Here is a 14281-nt window from a genome sequence, read left to right as displayed (position 1 = left end):
CGGATGTCAGCCCTTCCCCAGCAGCAGCCGGGCCTCGCCGACCGTGATCACGGAACCGGTCACCAGGACGCCGGCGCCCGCGAACTCGGACTCCTCCTCGGCGAGCGTGATCGCCGCCTCAAGCGCGTCGTCGAGACGCGGCTCGACGACCACCCGCTCGTCGCCGAAGACCTCGACCGCGACCGCCGCCAGCTCATCGGCGTCCATCGACCGATGGCTCGAATTCTGCGTGATCACAACCTCGGCGAAGATCGGCTCGAAGGCCTCGAGGAAGCCCCGCACGTCCTTGTCGCCGCTCGCGCCCACCACACCGATGAGGCGGGAGAAGCCGAACGACTCGGTGATCCCGTCGGCGGCCGCGCGGGCGCCCGCCGGGTTGTGCGCGGCGTCCAGGACGACCGTCGGGCTGCGGCGCACGACCTCCAGGCGGCCCGGCGAGGTCACCGCGGCGAACGCCTTGCGGACGGTGTCCATGTCGAGCGTGCGGGCCTGCTCGGAGCCGATGCCGAAGAAGGCCTCGACCGCGGCGAGCGCCACCGCCGCGTTGTGCGCCTGGTGCGCCCCGTAGAGCGGGAGGAAGATCTCCTCGTACTCCCCGCCGAGTCCGCGCAGCGTCACCAACTGGCCGCCGACCGCGACTTCGCGGGCGACCACGCCGAACTCCATGCCCTCGCGGGCGACCGTGGCGTCGACCTCGACGGCCTTCTTCAACATCACCTGCGCGGCGTCCACCGGCTGCTGCGCCAGGATGACCGTCGCGCCCTGCTTGATGACACCGGCCTTCTCGACCGCGATTTCGGCGGGCGTTTCACCAAGACGGTCGGTGTGGTCCAGGTCGATGGGGGTGACGACGGCAACGGACCCGTCGATGACGTTCGTCGCGTCCCAGCTGCCGCCCATGCCGACCTCGACGACCGCCACATCCACGGGCGCGTCGGCGAAGGCGGCGTACGCCATGCCGGTGAGCACCTCGAAGAAGGACAGCCGGAAGTCCTGCTGGGCATCCACCATCTCGACGTACGGCTTGATGTCGTTGTACGTCTCGACGAAGCGCTCGGCCTCGATCGCGGCGCCGTCCAGGCTGATCCGCTCGGTGACCGACTGGACGTGCGGCGAGGTGTAGCGGCCGGTACGCAGATCGAAGGCACCGAGCAGGGCCTCGATCATGCGGGCCGTGGACGTCTTGCCGTTCGTCCCCGTGATGTGGATCGAGGGGTACGCGCGCTGGGGCTCGCCCAGCACATCCATCAGCGCGGAGATACGGGCGACGGAGGGCTCCAGCTTGGTCTCGCCCCAGCGCGTCGCCAGATCCGCCTCGACCGCACGCAGCGCCTTGTCCACCTCCGGGTCTGCGGGCCGGGCGGGCACGGGGTCACCCTGGGGCGATCCGGCCTGCGCGCGCAGGGTACGGCTGCCGGCCTCGATCACCGCCAGGTCGGGGTCGCGGTCTGTCTCGGCGTCGACGATCTCGTCAAAGGGGTCGGGCTGCTCACTCACAGGGCCAGTCTACGGAGGAGCAGTGACAGGACGTTCGCCCCGCCCTCTTCCCGGCTCGGGCACGGATGCGCGAGAGGCCCCCGGGGGATCCCCAGGGGCCTCTCGCGCATCGTGACTACGCCTGCATCGTGACTACACCCGCATCGTGACTACGCCTGCGGCAGCCGGTCCAGCTGAGCCGTGATCCGCTCGATGTCCTCCTCGGCCTTGGCGAGGCGCGTACGGATCTTGTCGACCACGTTGTCCGGGGCCTTGGCCAGGAACGCCTCGTTGCCGAGCTTCCCCAGCGCCTGGGCCTTCTCCTTCTCGGCCGCGGCCAGGTCCTTCGCAAGCCGCTTGCGCTCGGCGCCGACGTCGATCGTGCCCGACAGGTCGAGCGCGACCGTGGCCCCCGCGACCGGGAGGGTCGCCGTGGCACTGAAGCCCTCGCCCTCCGGCTGCAGACGCAGCAGCTGCCGGATGGCGGCCTCGTGCGGCGCCAGCGCGGTGCCGTCCAGGGTCAGCCGGGCCGGGACCTTCTGACCGGGCTGCAGCCCCTGGTCGGACCGGAACCGGCGGACCTCGGTGACGACCTGCTGGACCAGCTCGATGTCCTGCTCGGCGGCCTTGTCCCGGAAGCCGCTGTCGCTCGGCCAGTCGGCGATGACGACCGACTCCTTGCCGGTGAGCGTGGTCCACAGGGTCTCGGTGACGAACGGAACGATCGGGTGGAGCAGTCGGAGGGTCACGTCGAGGACCTCGCCGAGGACGCGTCCGGAGACCCGCGCCTGCTCACCGCCCGCGAAGTACGTGGTCTTCGAGAGCTCGACGTACCAGTCGAAGACCTCGTCCCACGCGAAGTGGTAGAGGGCGTCGGACAGTTTCGCGAACTGGTAGTCCTCGTAGTACGCGTCGACCTCAGCGACGGTCGCGTTGAGCCGGGAGAGGATCCACCGGTCCGTGGCGGACATCTGCGCCGGGTCGGGCAGCTCTCCCTCCACGGTCGCGCCGTTCATCAGCGCGAATCGGGTCGCGTTCCAGATCTTGTTGGCGAAGTTGCGCGACGCCTGGACCCAGTCCTCGCCGATCGGCACATCGGCCCCGGGGTTGGCGCCACGGGCAAGGGTGAAGCGGACGGCGTCGGAGCCGTACGCGTCCATCCAGTCCAGCGGGTCAACGGAGTTGGGGTTGGACTTCGACATCTTCTTGCCGTGCTCGTCGCGGACGAGACCGGTCAGCGCGATGGTGTGGAACGGCGGCTCGCCGTCCATCGCGTACAGACCGAACATCATCATCCGGGCGACCCAGAAGAAGATGATGTCGTGGCCGGTCAGCAGGACGTCGGTGGCGTAGAACTTCTCCAGGTCCGGCGTACGCTCCGGCCAGCCGAGCGTCGAGAACGGCCACAGGCCGGAGGAGAACCAGGTGTCCAGGACGTCGGCGTCCTGCGTCCAGCCCTCACCGCTCGGCGGCTGCTCGTCGGGTCCGACGCAGACGACCTCGCCGTCCGGCCCGTACCAGACGGGGATCCGGTGGCCCCACCACAACTGGCGGGAAATGCACCAGTCGTGCATGTTGTCGACCCAGTCGAAGTACCGCCTCGACATCTCCTGCGGATGGATCTTGACCCGCCCGTCGCGGACCGCGTCACCGGCGGCCTGCGCCAGCGGGCCGACCTTGACCCACCACTGCAGCGAAAGACGAGGCTCGATGGTGGTCTTGCACCGGGAGCAGTGGCCGACGGAGTGGACGTACGGCCGCTTCTCGGCCACGATCCGGCCCTGCTCGCGCAGCGCCTCGACGATCGTGGAGCGCGCCTCGAAGCGGTCGAGTCCCTGGAAGGGACCGTGGGCGGTGATGACACCGCGCTCGTCCATGATCGTCAGGGAGTCGAGCCCGTGGCGCTGGCCGATGGCGAAGTCGTTCGGGTCGTGGGCCGGGGTCACCTTGACCGCGCCCGTACCGAACTCCGGGTCGACATGGGTGTCGGCGACGACCGGGATCGTACGGTCGGTCAGCGGCAGCTTGATCCGCTTGCCGACGAGGTGGGCATACCGCTCGTCGTCGGGGTGGACGGCGACGGCGGTGTCGCCCAGCATCGTCTCGACGCGGGTGGTCGCGACGACGACGGTCTCGTCGCCCTCGCCGTACTTGAGCGAGACCAACTCGCCGTTGTCGTCCTGGTAGTCCACCTCGATGTCCGAGATGGCGGTCAGACACCGGGGGCACCAGTTGATGATGCGCTCGGCGCGGTAGATCAGCTCGTCGTCGTAGAGCTTCTTGAAGATGGTCTGGACGGCCTTGGACAGCCCTTCGTCCATGGTGAAGCGCTCGCGGCTCCAGTCGACGCCGTCGCCGAGGCGGCGCATCTGGCCGAGGATCTTGCCGCCGTACTCTTCCTTCCACTGCCAGACCCGGTCGACGAACTCGTCGCGCCCCAGGTCGTGACGGGACTTGCCCTCGTCGCCGAGCTGCTGCTCGACCTTGTTCTGGGTGGCGATACCGGCGTGGTCCATGCCGGGCAGCCAGAGCGACTCGTACCCCTGCATCCGCTTACGGCGGGTGAGGGCGTCCATGAGGGTGTGCTGGAAGGCATGCCCGAGGTGCAGAGAGCCGGTGACGTTCGGCGGCGGAATGACGATCGTGTACGGGGGCTTCTCGCTCTTCGCGTCCGCCTCGAAGTAACCGCGCTCCACCCAGCGCTCGTACAGCTTCCCCTCTACTTCGGCCGGCGCGTACTGGGTCGGCAGTTCGGGGTTGCTGGCTGGCTGCTGCTGAGCGTTCTCGGTCACGGGCTCAGTTTAGGGGTGTCACAGGGCCGTACTGAAACGGGAATGTTCGTAACGGTGTGACCCCCGCCGCCCCAAGGCGTCGGCCATTGGGCCAGGATGTTCGGATCACATAAGTAACTGGAGGGGAACGCAGTAATGAGCTACAACCAGCCGGGCCCGTACGGCGGCCAGCCTCAGCAGCCCGGACCGTACGGTCAGCCGGGTCCCTACGGCCAGCAGCCGCAGGCCCCGCAGCCCGGCTACGGGTACCCCCAGCAGGCCCCTCAGGGCGTCCCGCCGCAGCAGCCGGGCCAGTGGGGCCAGCCGCAGCAGCCGGGCCCGTACGGCCAGCAGCCCCAGTACGGTCAGCCCTACGGCGGCGGCCAGGTCCCGCCCCCGCCGGCGCCCCCGAAGAAGAAGACGGGCCTGATCGTGGCGGCCTCGGTCGTGGCGCTCGCGGTGATCGGCGGAGGTGTGTACTTCCTGCTGGGCGGAGGCGGCGGGAACGGGGACGTCTCGGCCGACACCAAGGGGTACAAGCTCACGCCTGCCGCTTCGGTCGACGACTACAAGAAGCAGGGCACCGACAAGACTGGTTCCATGTCGGACAAGGACAAGAAGGAAGCTGAGGCGATCGGGATCAAGAACCCGACGCAGGTCAGCGCCTCCTACAAGTCCGGCGCCGAGAGCGAGCCGCTGAAGGGCAAGCTGCTCAACGTCAACGGTCTGTGGGGTGAGATCTCCGACCCCGAGAAGGCACTCGACGGCTACTTCGCCAGCCTCGCCAAGGGCGATGCCGAGGAGAAGAAGAACGAGGTCACCCTCGTCGGCAGCCCCACGTCGGTTGAACCCTCCGGGTTCGAGGGCGCTTTGATGAAGTGCCAGAACATCAAGACCAAGCCCGACACCGGCACGGGAGCCGGCGCCAAGGAGTTCGAGACGCCGATCTGCGTCTGGGCCGACTACAGCACGATCGGCGCCGTCATGTCCTTCGAAATGAGTTCCATGCTGACCGGCGGCAAGGGCGCGTCCCAGGACCAGGTCGCCGAGCTCGCGGCCAAGGTGTACAAGACCTCGCGCACCAAGGTCTGATCAACGCGAAGGGGCGCCCGGCCAGTTGACTGGCCGGGCGCCCCTTCGGCGTAAGTACGTAGCCGCTACGCGGACTTTTCGTGGCGCCCGTCGTTCTTCACGATCCGCGGCTCCCGCGGCACCAGCGTCGGGTTCACGTTGTTGTGCACCACGTCCGACGTGATGACCACCCGTGCGACGTCCTTACGTGACGGGACCTCGTACATCACCGACATCAGGACCTCTTCCATGATGGCCCGCAGGCCTCGAGCGCCCGTGCCGCGCAGGATCGCCTGGTCGGCGATCGCCTCGAGGGCCGGGAGGTCGAAGTCCAGCTCCACGCCGTCCAGTTCGAACAGGCGCTGGTACTGCTTCACCAGTGCGTTGCGCGGCTCGACGAGGATCTTCAGCAGGGCCTCGCGGTCCAGGTTGTGCACTGAGGTGATGACCGGGAGGCGGCCGATGAACTCCGGGATCATCCCGAACTTCACCAGGTCCTCCGGCATGACCTCCTGGAACTGGTCGCTCGCCTCGATCTCGCGCTTGGAGCGGATCGTCGCGCCGAAGCCGATGCCCTTCGCGCCCGCACGCGACTCGATGATCTTCTCCAGGCCCGCGAAGGCACCGCCCACGATGAACAGCACGTTCGTCGTGTCGATCTGGATGAACTCCTGGTGCGGGTGCTTGCGGCCGCCCTGCGGCGGGACCGAGGCCGTCGTGCCTTCCAGGATCTTCAGCAGCGCCTGCTGGACGCCCTCGCCCGACACGTCCCGGGTGATCGACGGATTTTCGCTCTTTCGGGCGACCTTGTCGATCTCGTCGATATAGATGATCCCGGTCTCGGCCTTCTTGACGTCGTAGTCGGCCGCCTGGATCAGCTTCAGCAGGATGTTCTCGACGTCCTCGCCGACATACCCGGCCTCCGTCAGCGCCGTCGCGTCGGCGATGGCGAACGGGACGTTCAGCATGCGCGCGAGCGTCTGCGCGAGGAGTGTTTTGCCGGACCCGGTCGGGCCGAGCAGCAGGATGTTCGACTTGGCCAGTTCGATCGCGTCGTCCCGGCCCGTGCCCCCGCCGTTCTCGCCGGCCTGGACACGCTTGTAGTGGTTGTACACCGCTACCGAGAGGGCCTTCTTCGCGGGCTCCTGCCCGACGACGTACCCCTCGAGGAACTCGTAGATCTCGCGCGGCTTGGGCAGTTCCTCCCACCGCACCTCGGAGGTCTCGGCAAGCTCCTCCTCGATGATCTCGTTGCAGAGGTCGATGCACTCGTCGCAGATGTACACACCGGGGCCTGCGATGAGCTTCTTCACCTGCTTCTGGCTCTTTCCGCAGAACGAGCACTTGAGCAGGTCGCCGCCATCACCGATGCGTGCCACGAGGTGCTTCCCCTTCGCCTGGGAGCAGCTTGGTTCAGCCGACTCCTGGTGCCTCATATCCGACGGTACCTTGCCGGGCCCCCCGTTCGGGCCCCCCTTGGCGCGGTTCACATGGTCGTGCTCCGCACCAAGGGGACCGGACCGGTCAGGCGGCCGCTGCGGCCGTGCTCTTACGGGTCGAGACGATCTGGTCGACGAGGCCGTACGCAAGTGCGTCCTCGGCGGTCAGGATCTTGTCGCGCTCGATGTCGTCACGGATCTTCTCGATCGGCGTGGTGGAGTGCTTGGCCAGCATTTCCTCGAGCTGCGTGCGCATCCGCAGGATCTCGTTGGCCGCGATCTCCAGGTCGGAGAGCTGCTCGCGGCCGGTCTGCGAGGACGGCTGGTGGATCAGCACGCGGGCGTTCGGCAGGGCCATCCGCTTGCCGGGGGTACCGGCGGCGAGCAGCACGGCCGCGGCGGAGGCCGCCTGGCCCATGCAGACCGTCTGGATGTCCGGCTTCACGAACTGCATCGTGTCGTAAATGGCCGTGAGGGCCGTGAACGAGCCGCCGGGGCTGTTGATGTAGATCGAGATGTCGCGGTCCGGGTCCATCGACTCCAGGCACAGCAGCTGCGCCATGACGTCGTTGGCGGATGCGTCGTCGATCTGCACGCCGAGGAAGATCACGCGCTCCTCGAAGAGCTTCGCGTACGGGTCGTACTCACGCACGCCCTGCGAGGTGCGCTCGACGAAGCGCGGGACGACGTAGCGGTTGTCCACCTGCGGGCCGGTGTAGAGGCCGCTCGCGGAGTAGTTGCTCATGTGGGTGTTCACCATCCTGGTGGCATTCTACGGGCGGGGGCTGGGGGCAGTACGGCTCAGGCGCCGGTGCCGCCGCCGCCCGGAACGCCCGATGCGGCGGAGATGATCTCGTCGATGAGGCCGTAGTCCTTGGCCTCTCCCGCGGTGTACCAGCGGTCGCGGTCACCATCGCGGATGATCGTCTCGACGGTCTGGCCGGAGTGGTGGGCGGTGATCTCCGCCATGCGCTTCTTCGTACGAAGCAGGTACTCGGCCTGGATCTTGATGTCCGAGGCGGTGCCGCCGATACCGGCCGATCCCTGGTGCATCAGAATGTCGGTGTTCGGGAGCGCGAAGCGCTTGCCCGCGGTGCCGCCGGTGAGCAGGAACTGGCCCATCGAGGCCGCCATGCCCATACCGATCGTGACCACGTCGTTCGGGATGTACTGCATGGTGTCGTAGATCGCCATGCCGGCCGTCACCGAGCCGCCGGGGCTGTTGATGTAGAGGTAGATGTCCTTGTCCGGCTCTGCGGCCAGGAGCAGCATCTGCGCCGTGATCTTGTTGGCGATCTCGTCGTCGACCTGCTGGCCGAGGAAGATGATGCGCTCGCCGAGCAGCCGGTTGTAGACATGGTCGCCGAGGCCACCACCGATGGACGGCTCACCCGCGGCGTAAGGCTTCAGATTCGTCACGTATCCACCTGCTCGTCTCTGACGGCTGCGGCCGTCTCAGCGTCTTTCGTACTGGGGGCGGGGACTCCCCTGCCCTCGTATTCATGGACCCTAACGCGCTGGTCGGCGGGCGCCATCCCGCTTCCCCAACTGTTCGCTCGGAGCGCAAGGTGTCTGGGCCCCGGCAGCAGTACGAGTCGGGCCCCGGCGCTTGGTGCGTCCGGGGCCCGAATCAGTGCTTCAGAGCGAGGCTCAGGCCTCGGTCTTCTCCGCGGCCTCGTCGGCCTCGTCACCCTCGACGACGGCCTCGACCGTCTCCGCGGCGGTCTCGGTCTCGTCCTCGTCCTCGAGGTCGACGACCTCACCGTTGGTGTCAGTGACCTTGGCGGCCTCGACGACCACGGCGAGCGCCTTGCCGCGGGCGACCTCGCCCACGAGCATCGGCACCTGGCCACCCTCGACGACCGCCTGGGCGAACTGGTCGGGGCTCATGCCGGAGGAGGCCGCACGCCGCATGAGGTGCTCGGTGAGCTCCTCCTGGTTGACGTTCAGCTTCTCCTTGTTGACCAGCTCGTCGAGGATGAACTGGGTCTTGATGCCCTTGATCGCCTGCTCGGACGTCTCGGCGTCGAACTCTTCCTCGGTCTTGCCCTGGATCTCCAGGTACTTGGGGAGGTCGATGCCCATCTGGCCGAGCTGGTGGTGCTCAAGGTTGTGCTTGCGGGTCTTGACCTCGTCCTCGAGCAGCTTCTCGGGGATCGGCACCTCGGCCAGCTTCAGCAGCTCGTCGAGGACGCGCTCCTGGGCCTGGGTGGCCTGGTCGTACTGCTTCATGTTCTCGAGGCGCTTGCGGCTGTCCGCCTTCAGCTCCTCGAGGGTGTCGAACTCGCTCGCCATCTGCGCGAAGTCGTCGTCGAGCTCGGGGAGCTCGCGGGCGGCGACGGCGGTGACCTTGACGGTGACCTCCGCGTCCTTGCCCTCGGCGGAGCCGCCCTTCAGCTGCGAGGTGAAGGTGGCCTCGCCGTCGGCCTCAAGGCCGGTGACGGCCTCGTCGATGCCGTCGAGGAGCTCGCCGGAACCGATGGTGTACTGCACGCCGCTCGCGACGCCGTCCTCCAGGACCTCGCCGTCGACCTTGGCCTCGAGGTCGATCGTCACGACGTCGCCCTCGGCGGCGGCACGCTCGACCGGGTTGGTGGAGGCGAAGCGCTCACGCAGCTGCTCCACGGACTTCTCGACGTCCTCGTCGGTGACCTCGACGGCGTCGACGGTGACCTCGATGCCGGAGTAGTCCGGGATCTCGATGACGGGGCGGATGTCGACCTCGGCGGTGAAGGCCAGCAGCTCGCCGTCCTTCAGCTCGGTGATGTCGACCTCGGGCTGGCCGAGCGGGTTGACCTCGGCCTCGTTGACCGCCTCGGTGTAGAACTTCGGGAGGGCGTCGTTGACGGCCTCCTCCAGCACCGCACCACGGCCGAACCGCTGGTCGATCACTCGGGCCGGGATCTTGCCCTTGCGGAAGCCCTTGACCGTGACCTGCTGGTTGATCTTCTTGTACGCCGCGTCGAGGCTGTCCTTGAGCTCCTCGAAGGGCACCTCGACAGTGAGCCGAACCCGGGTCGGGTTCAGGGTCTCCACGGCGCTCTTCACGGTTCGGTCTCCTTGGTGGCTGATTCTGGGGTTCTGCTGCGTCCGCCGCACTGGAGGCGGCTCAGCGGATTCGGCCCGGTCTCTCCGTCAGACTCGCCGGCTTTCGTCGGACTCGTCGGACACACGGGCACGCAGCTTGCATAGTAGCCGCAAGCAGGTTGAGGCCCACAATGTGATCTTGAAGAGCGATCGTGATGATGGTCGGGGTGGCCGGATTCGAACCGACGACCTTCCGCTCCCAAAGCGGACGCGCTACCAAGCTGCGCCACACCCCGTCGGTGCGACACGTAGGGTACATGCCCGCAGGCCATGCGGCTGCCGCATTCTTCGGGAGGCGCACGGGGCGGATTGGGGTGTGCGGCACCGGCCCCGGACCCGCTACGATGCTCCTCGTACCGCGGCCCTCGTGACCTGCGGTGCGGCGCTTGCGGGCGTAGCTCAATGGTAGAGCCCTAGTCTTCCAAACTAGCTACGCGGGTTCGATTCCCGTCGCCCGCTCCATACGACTCAGGGCCAGGTCAGAGGATCAATCCTCCGCCTGGCCCTGATCGCTTCCGGGACTGCGTTCAGTCCCTCGTGCCCCTGCGTGCCCGTTCCAAGCCGGGCCCGGTGGGGTCAACTTGAGTGCTGGGGCGTGTCGTGAAAGTCCCTCCTGGCCCGCGACGCCTGGCACGCACGCTCGCGGTGTCACCCGTACTCAAGGACGAACTGGGCGTGCAGAGCGACCCCCAGGCGGAGATCTCCCCTCTGTACAGGCGCTTCGTTGTCCCAGGCGTCACTGGCGCCGCCTGACGTTCCCCGCGACCTCTGCCGCTATTCCCGTCGCCCGCTCTTCATGTCTCAGGCCCGGCTCGGTGGTTCACCACCCGAGCCGGGCCTGAGTCGTTGCGTCAGAAGTTGATCTGGTTGATGGTGTCGGCTATCGAATTGAGAAACCTGTTGATCGACGGCGCCATCCCCGTCGAGGCGAGGAAGAAGCCGAACAGCGCCGCGACAATGGCGGGTCCGGCTTTGATGGAGCCGCCACGGATCAGCACCACGAGGATGATCGCCAACAGCAGCACCACAGACAGTGAAATGGCCACAACTGATCACACCCTCGGTCGGTCCGCCTTGCCGGCCCGGGAGCGTGCGGCCCAGCACACCCCCGCCATGACCATGGTGCCACCAACAGCCCCATACATGCTCCCTGCTGACGAATCATCGACGACGGGATCGCGCCAACCGCGCGCCCGAGTACGCCTGCCCGCGCGGGGCGGCTGGTCCGGCAGGGTGAAATACGGGAAGGAATTCGGCCTGATCGTTTCCATGCCCCCACATGTCGGTCACGAGAAATTCGAAGGCGCCGGGTGAGGTAATTCACCTGCTCAAAAGAGCGTGCCGATATGCACCATTTAAGGGGGATTAATTGGGGCATAGGGTGCGGTTGGCGGCCGTTTCAGATTCGAATGGGAGACGCGCGGCGGGGGTTTTACGAAATCGAATCGGCGCGGCTAGGGTGCCTCAGATGTTCCACGCTCCGCATGGATTCAGCAGGGGCCCGCTCCCCCAGGCCCGGGAGTCGGAGCCCGTCCCTACAACAGAGAAGACGGCCGCACCGGCCGTTGACGCCGCGGCCGAGAAGGCCCCGGCGACGTCCACCAGTCGAGACGCGTACTTCGACAACGCGAAGTATCTGGCCATCGTGCTGGTCGCGATCGCGCACGCATGGGAACCGGTGATGGACGGCAGTCGCGCCTCCCGGGCGCTCTACCTGCTCGTCTACACCTTCCACATGCCGGCCTTCATCCTCATCTCCGGCTATTTCTCCCGGAGTTACACCGGCAGGCCCGACCAGCTCAGACGGCTGCTGACCGGCATCGCCGTGCCGTACGTGGTCTTCGAGGTCGTGTACTCCCTCTTCAGACGGTGGGCGCAGCACGCTCCCGAGCAGCCGATCAGCCTGCTCGACCCCTTCTATCTGACCTGGTTCCTGGCGGCTCTGTTCATCTGGCGTCTCACGGCCCCGCTGTGGCGGCTGATCCGGTGGCCGCTGCCGGTCGCGCTCGCCCTGGCCTCGCTCGCCGCGCTGACGCCGAACATCGGCGCCGATCTCAATCTCCAGCGTGTTCTGCAGTTCCTGCCGTTCTTCGTGCTGGGGCTGTGCCTGAAGCCCGAGCACTTCCAGCTGGTGCGGCGGCGGGAGGTGCGGCTGCTTGCGCTGCCGCTCTTCGCCGGTGCGGCCGTCTTCGCGTACTGGGCCTCTCCCCGGATGAACTTCAGCTGGCTCTACCGCTCCAGCAGCGCCCAGGAGCTGGGTGAACCGTGGTGGGTGGGTGTCGTGATGACGCTCGCGTTCTTCGGCTGCGCGGTGCTGCTCACGGCAGGGTTCCTGGCCTGGGTGCCGCGCCGCAGGACCTGGTTCACGGTGCTGGGCGCGGGCACGATCTGCGGCTACCTGCTGCACGGTCTGCTGATCAAGGCCGCGGATTACGGGCATGTCTTCCCGACGTACGCCTGGCTGAGCGACCCGAGCGGCGAGATCATGCTCACGCTGATCGCGGCGGTCGCGGTAACGCTGCTGTGCACGCCGCCGGTGCGCAGGGCAATGCGCTTCGTGACCGAGCCGGAGATGGCGTGGGCGTTCCGCCGGGACGCGACGGAGCTGGGGCCGCGGCACTGAGGCATGCGGGCAGGGACCGCCCTCCGGTCCGTTCAGGCCGGGGAGCCGCCCGGCAGGCCCAGCAGTCCGCGCACCTTCGCGTACTTCGCCGTCAGCCGCGTCCGCGTCGCCTCGTCCAGGACCGCGAGCCGCGCCGGGTCGGCGTTGTGCGCGAGGTCGGCCTCCTTGACGAGGCGCGCGCCCGGCGTGGCCAGAATGCGCCGTGTGTACTCCTCCAGATCCTCGCCCTTGCGCTTCGTGAGGGCGAGGACCATGTCCTTGACCGGCTGCGGCAGCGCGGCCGCGTCGAGCCACTCGCGGGAGAGCGCGTCGTCCTCGACGGAGTCGTGCAGCCACCCCGCGGCGATCTGCTCCTCGCTCCCGCCACGCGCCCGCACCCCTTCGGCGACGGCGGCGAGATGCTCGGCGTACGGCCGTCCCGCCTTGTCCGTCTGGGCGGCATGGGCCGTGCGGGCGACGGCCTCGACCTCGGTGAGCGTGAGATACGGCATGCGCCGACTGTACGGGCGCACAGGCCCGCCTACCGCAGGGCCGCCGATCACCTGACGGCGCGGAAGTCCTGCCCGGCGCTCCGCACACCCAGGTCGAGCAGCGCGCGGTCGCTCCCACGGCCGGCGATCACGGCAAGGCCCACCGGCAGTCCGTCCACCGACATCCGGGGCAGCACCAGGCACGGCAGGCCCGCGCAGCTCGCCAGGCACGTCAGGCGGAACGTCGCCCGGCGGGTGGCGGCCTTGTGTTCGTTCTCCTGGTCGGGCAGCGGGGCCGGTCCGCTCGCGGCGGGCAGTAGCAGCACCGCGTCATCGGGAAGAGCGGCGATCAGGTCGCGGGCGCTCCGGTGGACCACGGCCTCCGCTGCCTCCCGCTCCTCGGGGGTGACCTTGGCCGCACGGGCGAACCGGGCTGCGACGCCGGGCCCGAGCGTCCCGGGGTGGGCGCTCACCCAGGCCCCGTCGCACTCCCACACCTCCGCGGCCTGAGCGGTCGCGAAGGCCACTGCCCGCTCTCCCGGATCGCCTCCCAGGGACGGCACTTCCTCGATCTTCAGGCCAAGGCGCTCGGCCAGTCCCGCCGCGGCGGGGCCGAAGGCCTCACGTACTCCCTCGTCGCCGAGCGCGAGGAGGTCCGTCGCCACCAGGGCCGTACGGAAAGGGCGTTGACCTCCGCCGCCCCCGGCCGGCAGGAGTACGTCGCCCAGCCGCGCCAGGGTGCGCGGGTCCCGCGCGAGCCAGGCGACGGTGTCGAAGGAGGGAGCCAGCGGCAGCATTCCGGTGGCGGGCACGGCGCCGTGGGTGGGCCGCAGGCCGTAGAGCCCGCAGTACGAGGAGGGCACCCGGATCGATCCGGCGGTGTCGCTGCCGAGACCGGCGTCGGCCTGGCCGAGGGCGACCGCGGCGGCCGGTCCGCCGGAGGAGCCGCCGGGGACGCGGCCGGGTGCCGCCGGGTTGGGCGGGGTGCCGTAGTGCGCGTTGGTCCCGTTGAGGCTGTAGGCGAATTCGTCGGTCTGCGCGATACCGGTCACGTCGGCTCCCGCGGCCAGCAGGGCACCGACGGCCCAGGAGTGGGCGGGCTGTGGTTCCGCCTCGGCAAGCCAGGCCGGATTGCCTGCGCCCAGGCGGTGGCCGGCGACGGCGTGCATGTCCTTGACCGCGAGCCGGATGCCGTGCAGCGGGCCGGTGCCGGAGCCGGTGACCAGGGGGTTGCCGCGCTCGCGCCAGACTGCGGTGTCGGTCGTCGCCATCAGGACTCCTCGGGACACGATCGCGGCGCTTCGTGGCGTCCGAGCATCTCAGACCGGATCTGTCCGTCGTCGA

The 14281-nt window shown here is 68.4% G+C and carries 11 protein-coding genes and 2 tRNA genes; 3 read left to right on the top strand and 10 right to left on the bottom strand.

The genetic code is table 11. The annotated features are described in order from the left end of the window. Positions 1 to 6 precede the first annotated feature (6 nt). Together ABZS64_RS18890 and ABZS64_RS18885 are read right to left on the bottom strand one after the other, a co-directional pair. The gene (locus ABZS64_RS18890) at positions 7 to 1497 is read right to left on the bottom strand and encodes a folylpolyglutamate synthase/dihydrofolate synthase family protein (RefSeq protein ID WP_355830454.1); all 1491 of its coding nucleotides are present in this window, start codon (positions 1495 to 1497) and stop codon (positions 7 to 9) included. Positions 1498 to 1646: 149 nt separating this feature from the next. After that, positions 1647 to 4268 carry a valine--tRNA ligase gene (locus tag ABZS64_RS18885; protein ID WP_355830451.1) on the bottom strand — a complete coding sequence of 874 codons (2622 nt, stop codon included), beginning with the start codon at positions 4266 to 4268 and terminating at the stop codon, positions 1647 to 1649. A 135-nt stretch (positions 4269 to 4403) separates the two neighbouring features. Here ABZS64_RS18885 and ABZS64_RS18880 point away from each other — a divergent pair, with 135 nt between their 5' ends. Next, positions 4404 to 5339 carry a hypothetical protein gene (locus ABZS64_RS18880; RefSeq protein ID WP_355830449.1) on the top strand — a complete coding sequence of 312 codons (936 nt, stop codon included), beginning with the start codon at positions 4404 to 4406 and terminating at the stop codon, positions 5337 to 5339. A 65-nt stretch (positions 5340 to 5404) separates the two neighbouring features. Here ABZS64_RS18880 and clpX read toward each other — a convergent pair whose 3' ends face one another. The 5 genes from clpX to ABZS64_RS18855 form a co-directional block, all read right to left on the bottom strand. Next, complete coding sequence (gene clpX / locus ABZS64_RS18875) at positions 5405 to 6697, bottom strand: ATP-dependent Clp protease ATP-binding subunit ClpX (RefSeq protein ID WP_355830446.1); 1293 nt, start codon at positions 6695 to 6697, stop codon at positions 5405 to 5407. Positions 6698 to 6842: 145 nt separating this feature from the next. After that, positions 6843 to 7517 (bottom strand): ATP-dependent Clp protease proteolytic subunit, encoded by a 675-nt coding sequence (locus ABZS64_RS18870; RefSeq protein ID WP_355830443.1) that lies wholly within the window; start codon positions 7515 to 7517, stop codon positions 6843 to 6845. A 41-nt stretch (positions 7518 to 7558) separates the two neighbouring features. Then, positions 7559 to 8176 (bottom strand): ATP-dependent Clp protease proteolytic subunit, encoded by a 618-nt coding sequence (locus ABZS64_RS18865; protein WP_355830441.1) that lies wholly within the window; start codon positions 8174 to 8176, stop codon positions 7559 to 7561. 231 nt (positions 8177 to 8407) lie between these two features. Continuing rightward, positions 8408 to 9805, bottom strand: coding sequence for a trigger factor (tig, locus tag ABZS64_RS18860; RefSeq protein WP_355830438.1), 1398 nt, complete (start codon positions 9803 to 9805; stop codon positions 8408 to 8410). 198 nt (positions 9806 to 10003) lie between these two features. Next, positions 10004 to 10080, bottom strand: a tRNA-Pro gene (locus tag ABZS64_RS18855). 152 nt (positions 10081 to 10232) lie between these two features. Here ABZS64_RS18855 and ABZS64_RS18850 point away from each other — a divergent pair. After that, positions 10233 to 10306: transfer RNA gene (locus ABZS64_RS18850), tRNA-Gly, on the top strand. Between the two features lie 389 nt (positions 10307 to 10695). Here ABZS64_RS18850 and ABZS64_RS18845 read toward each other — a convergent pair. Further along, positions 10696 to 10890 carry a hypothetical protein gene (locus tag ABZS64_RS18845; protein ID WP_355830435.1) on the bottom strand — a complete coding sequence of 65 codons (195 nt, stop codon included), beginning with the start codon at positions 10888 to 10890 and terminating at the stop codon, positions 10696 to 10698. A 422-nt stretch (positions 10891 to 11312) separates the two neighbouring features. Between ABZS64_RS18845 and ABZS64_RS18840 the strand changes: the two genes are divergently transcribed. After that, on the top strand, positions 11313 to 12467 hold the full coding sequence (locus ABZS64_RS18840; RefSeq protein ID WP_355830432.1) for an acyltransferase family protein: 1155 nt from the start codon (positions 11313 to 11315) through the stop codon (positions 12465 to 12467). Positions 12468 to 12499: 32 nt separating this feature from the next. Here ABZS64_RS18840 and ABZS64_RS18835 read toward each other — a convergent pair whose 3' ends face one another. Both ABZS64_RS18835 and ABZS64_RS18830 read right to left on the bottom strand, forming a co-directional pair. Next, positions 12500 to 12958 carry an HD domain-containing protein gene (locus tag ABZS64_RS18835; protein WP_355830431.1) on the bottom strand — a complete coding sequence of 153 codons (459 nt, stop codon included), beginning with the start codon at positions 12956 to 12958 and terminating at the stop codon, positions 12500 to 12502. Between the two features lie 47 nt (positions 12959 to 13005). Beyond that, entirely contained in the window at positions 13006 to 14208 is a 1203-nt protein-coding gene (locus tag ABZS64_RS18830) for an amidase (protein WP_355830428.1), read from the bottom strand. Between the last annotated feature and the right edge of the window lie 73 nt (positions 14209 to 14281).

The sequence above is a fragment of the Streptomyces sp. NPDC005408 genome, from assembly GCF_040606445.1.
Lineage (GTDB): Bacteria > Actinomycetota > Actinomycetes > Streptomycetales > Streptomycetaceae > Streptomyces.
This window is presented reverse-complemented; position numbering and strand designations above follow the sequence as displayed.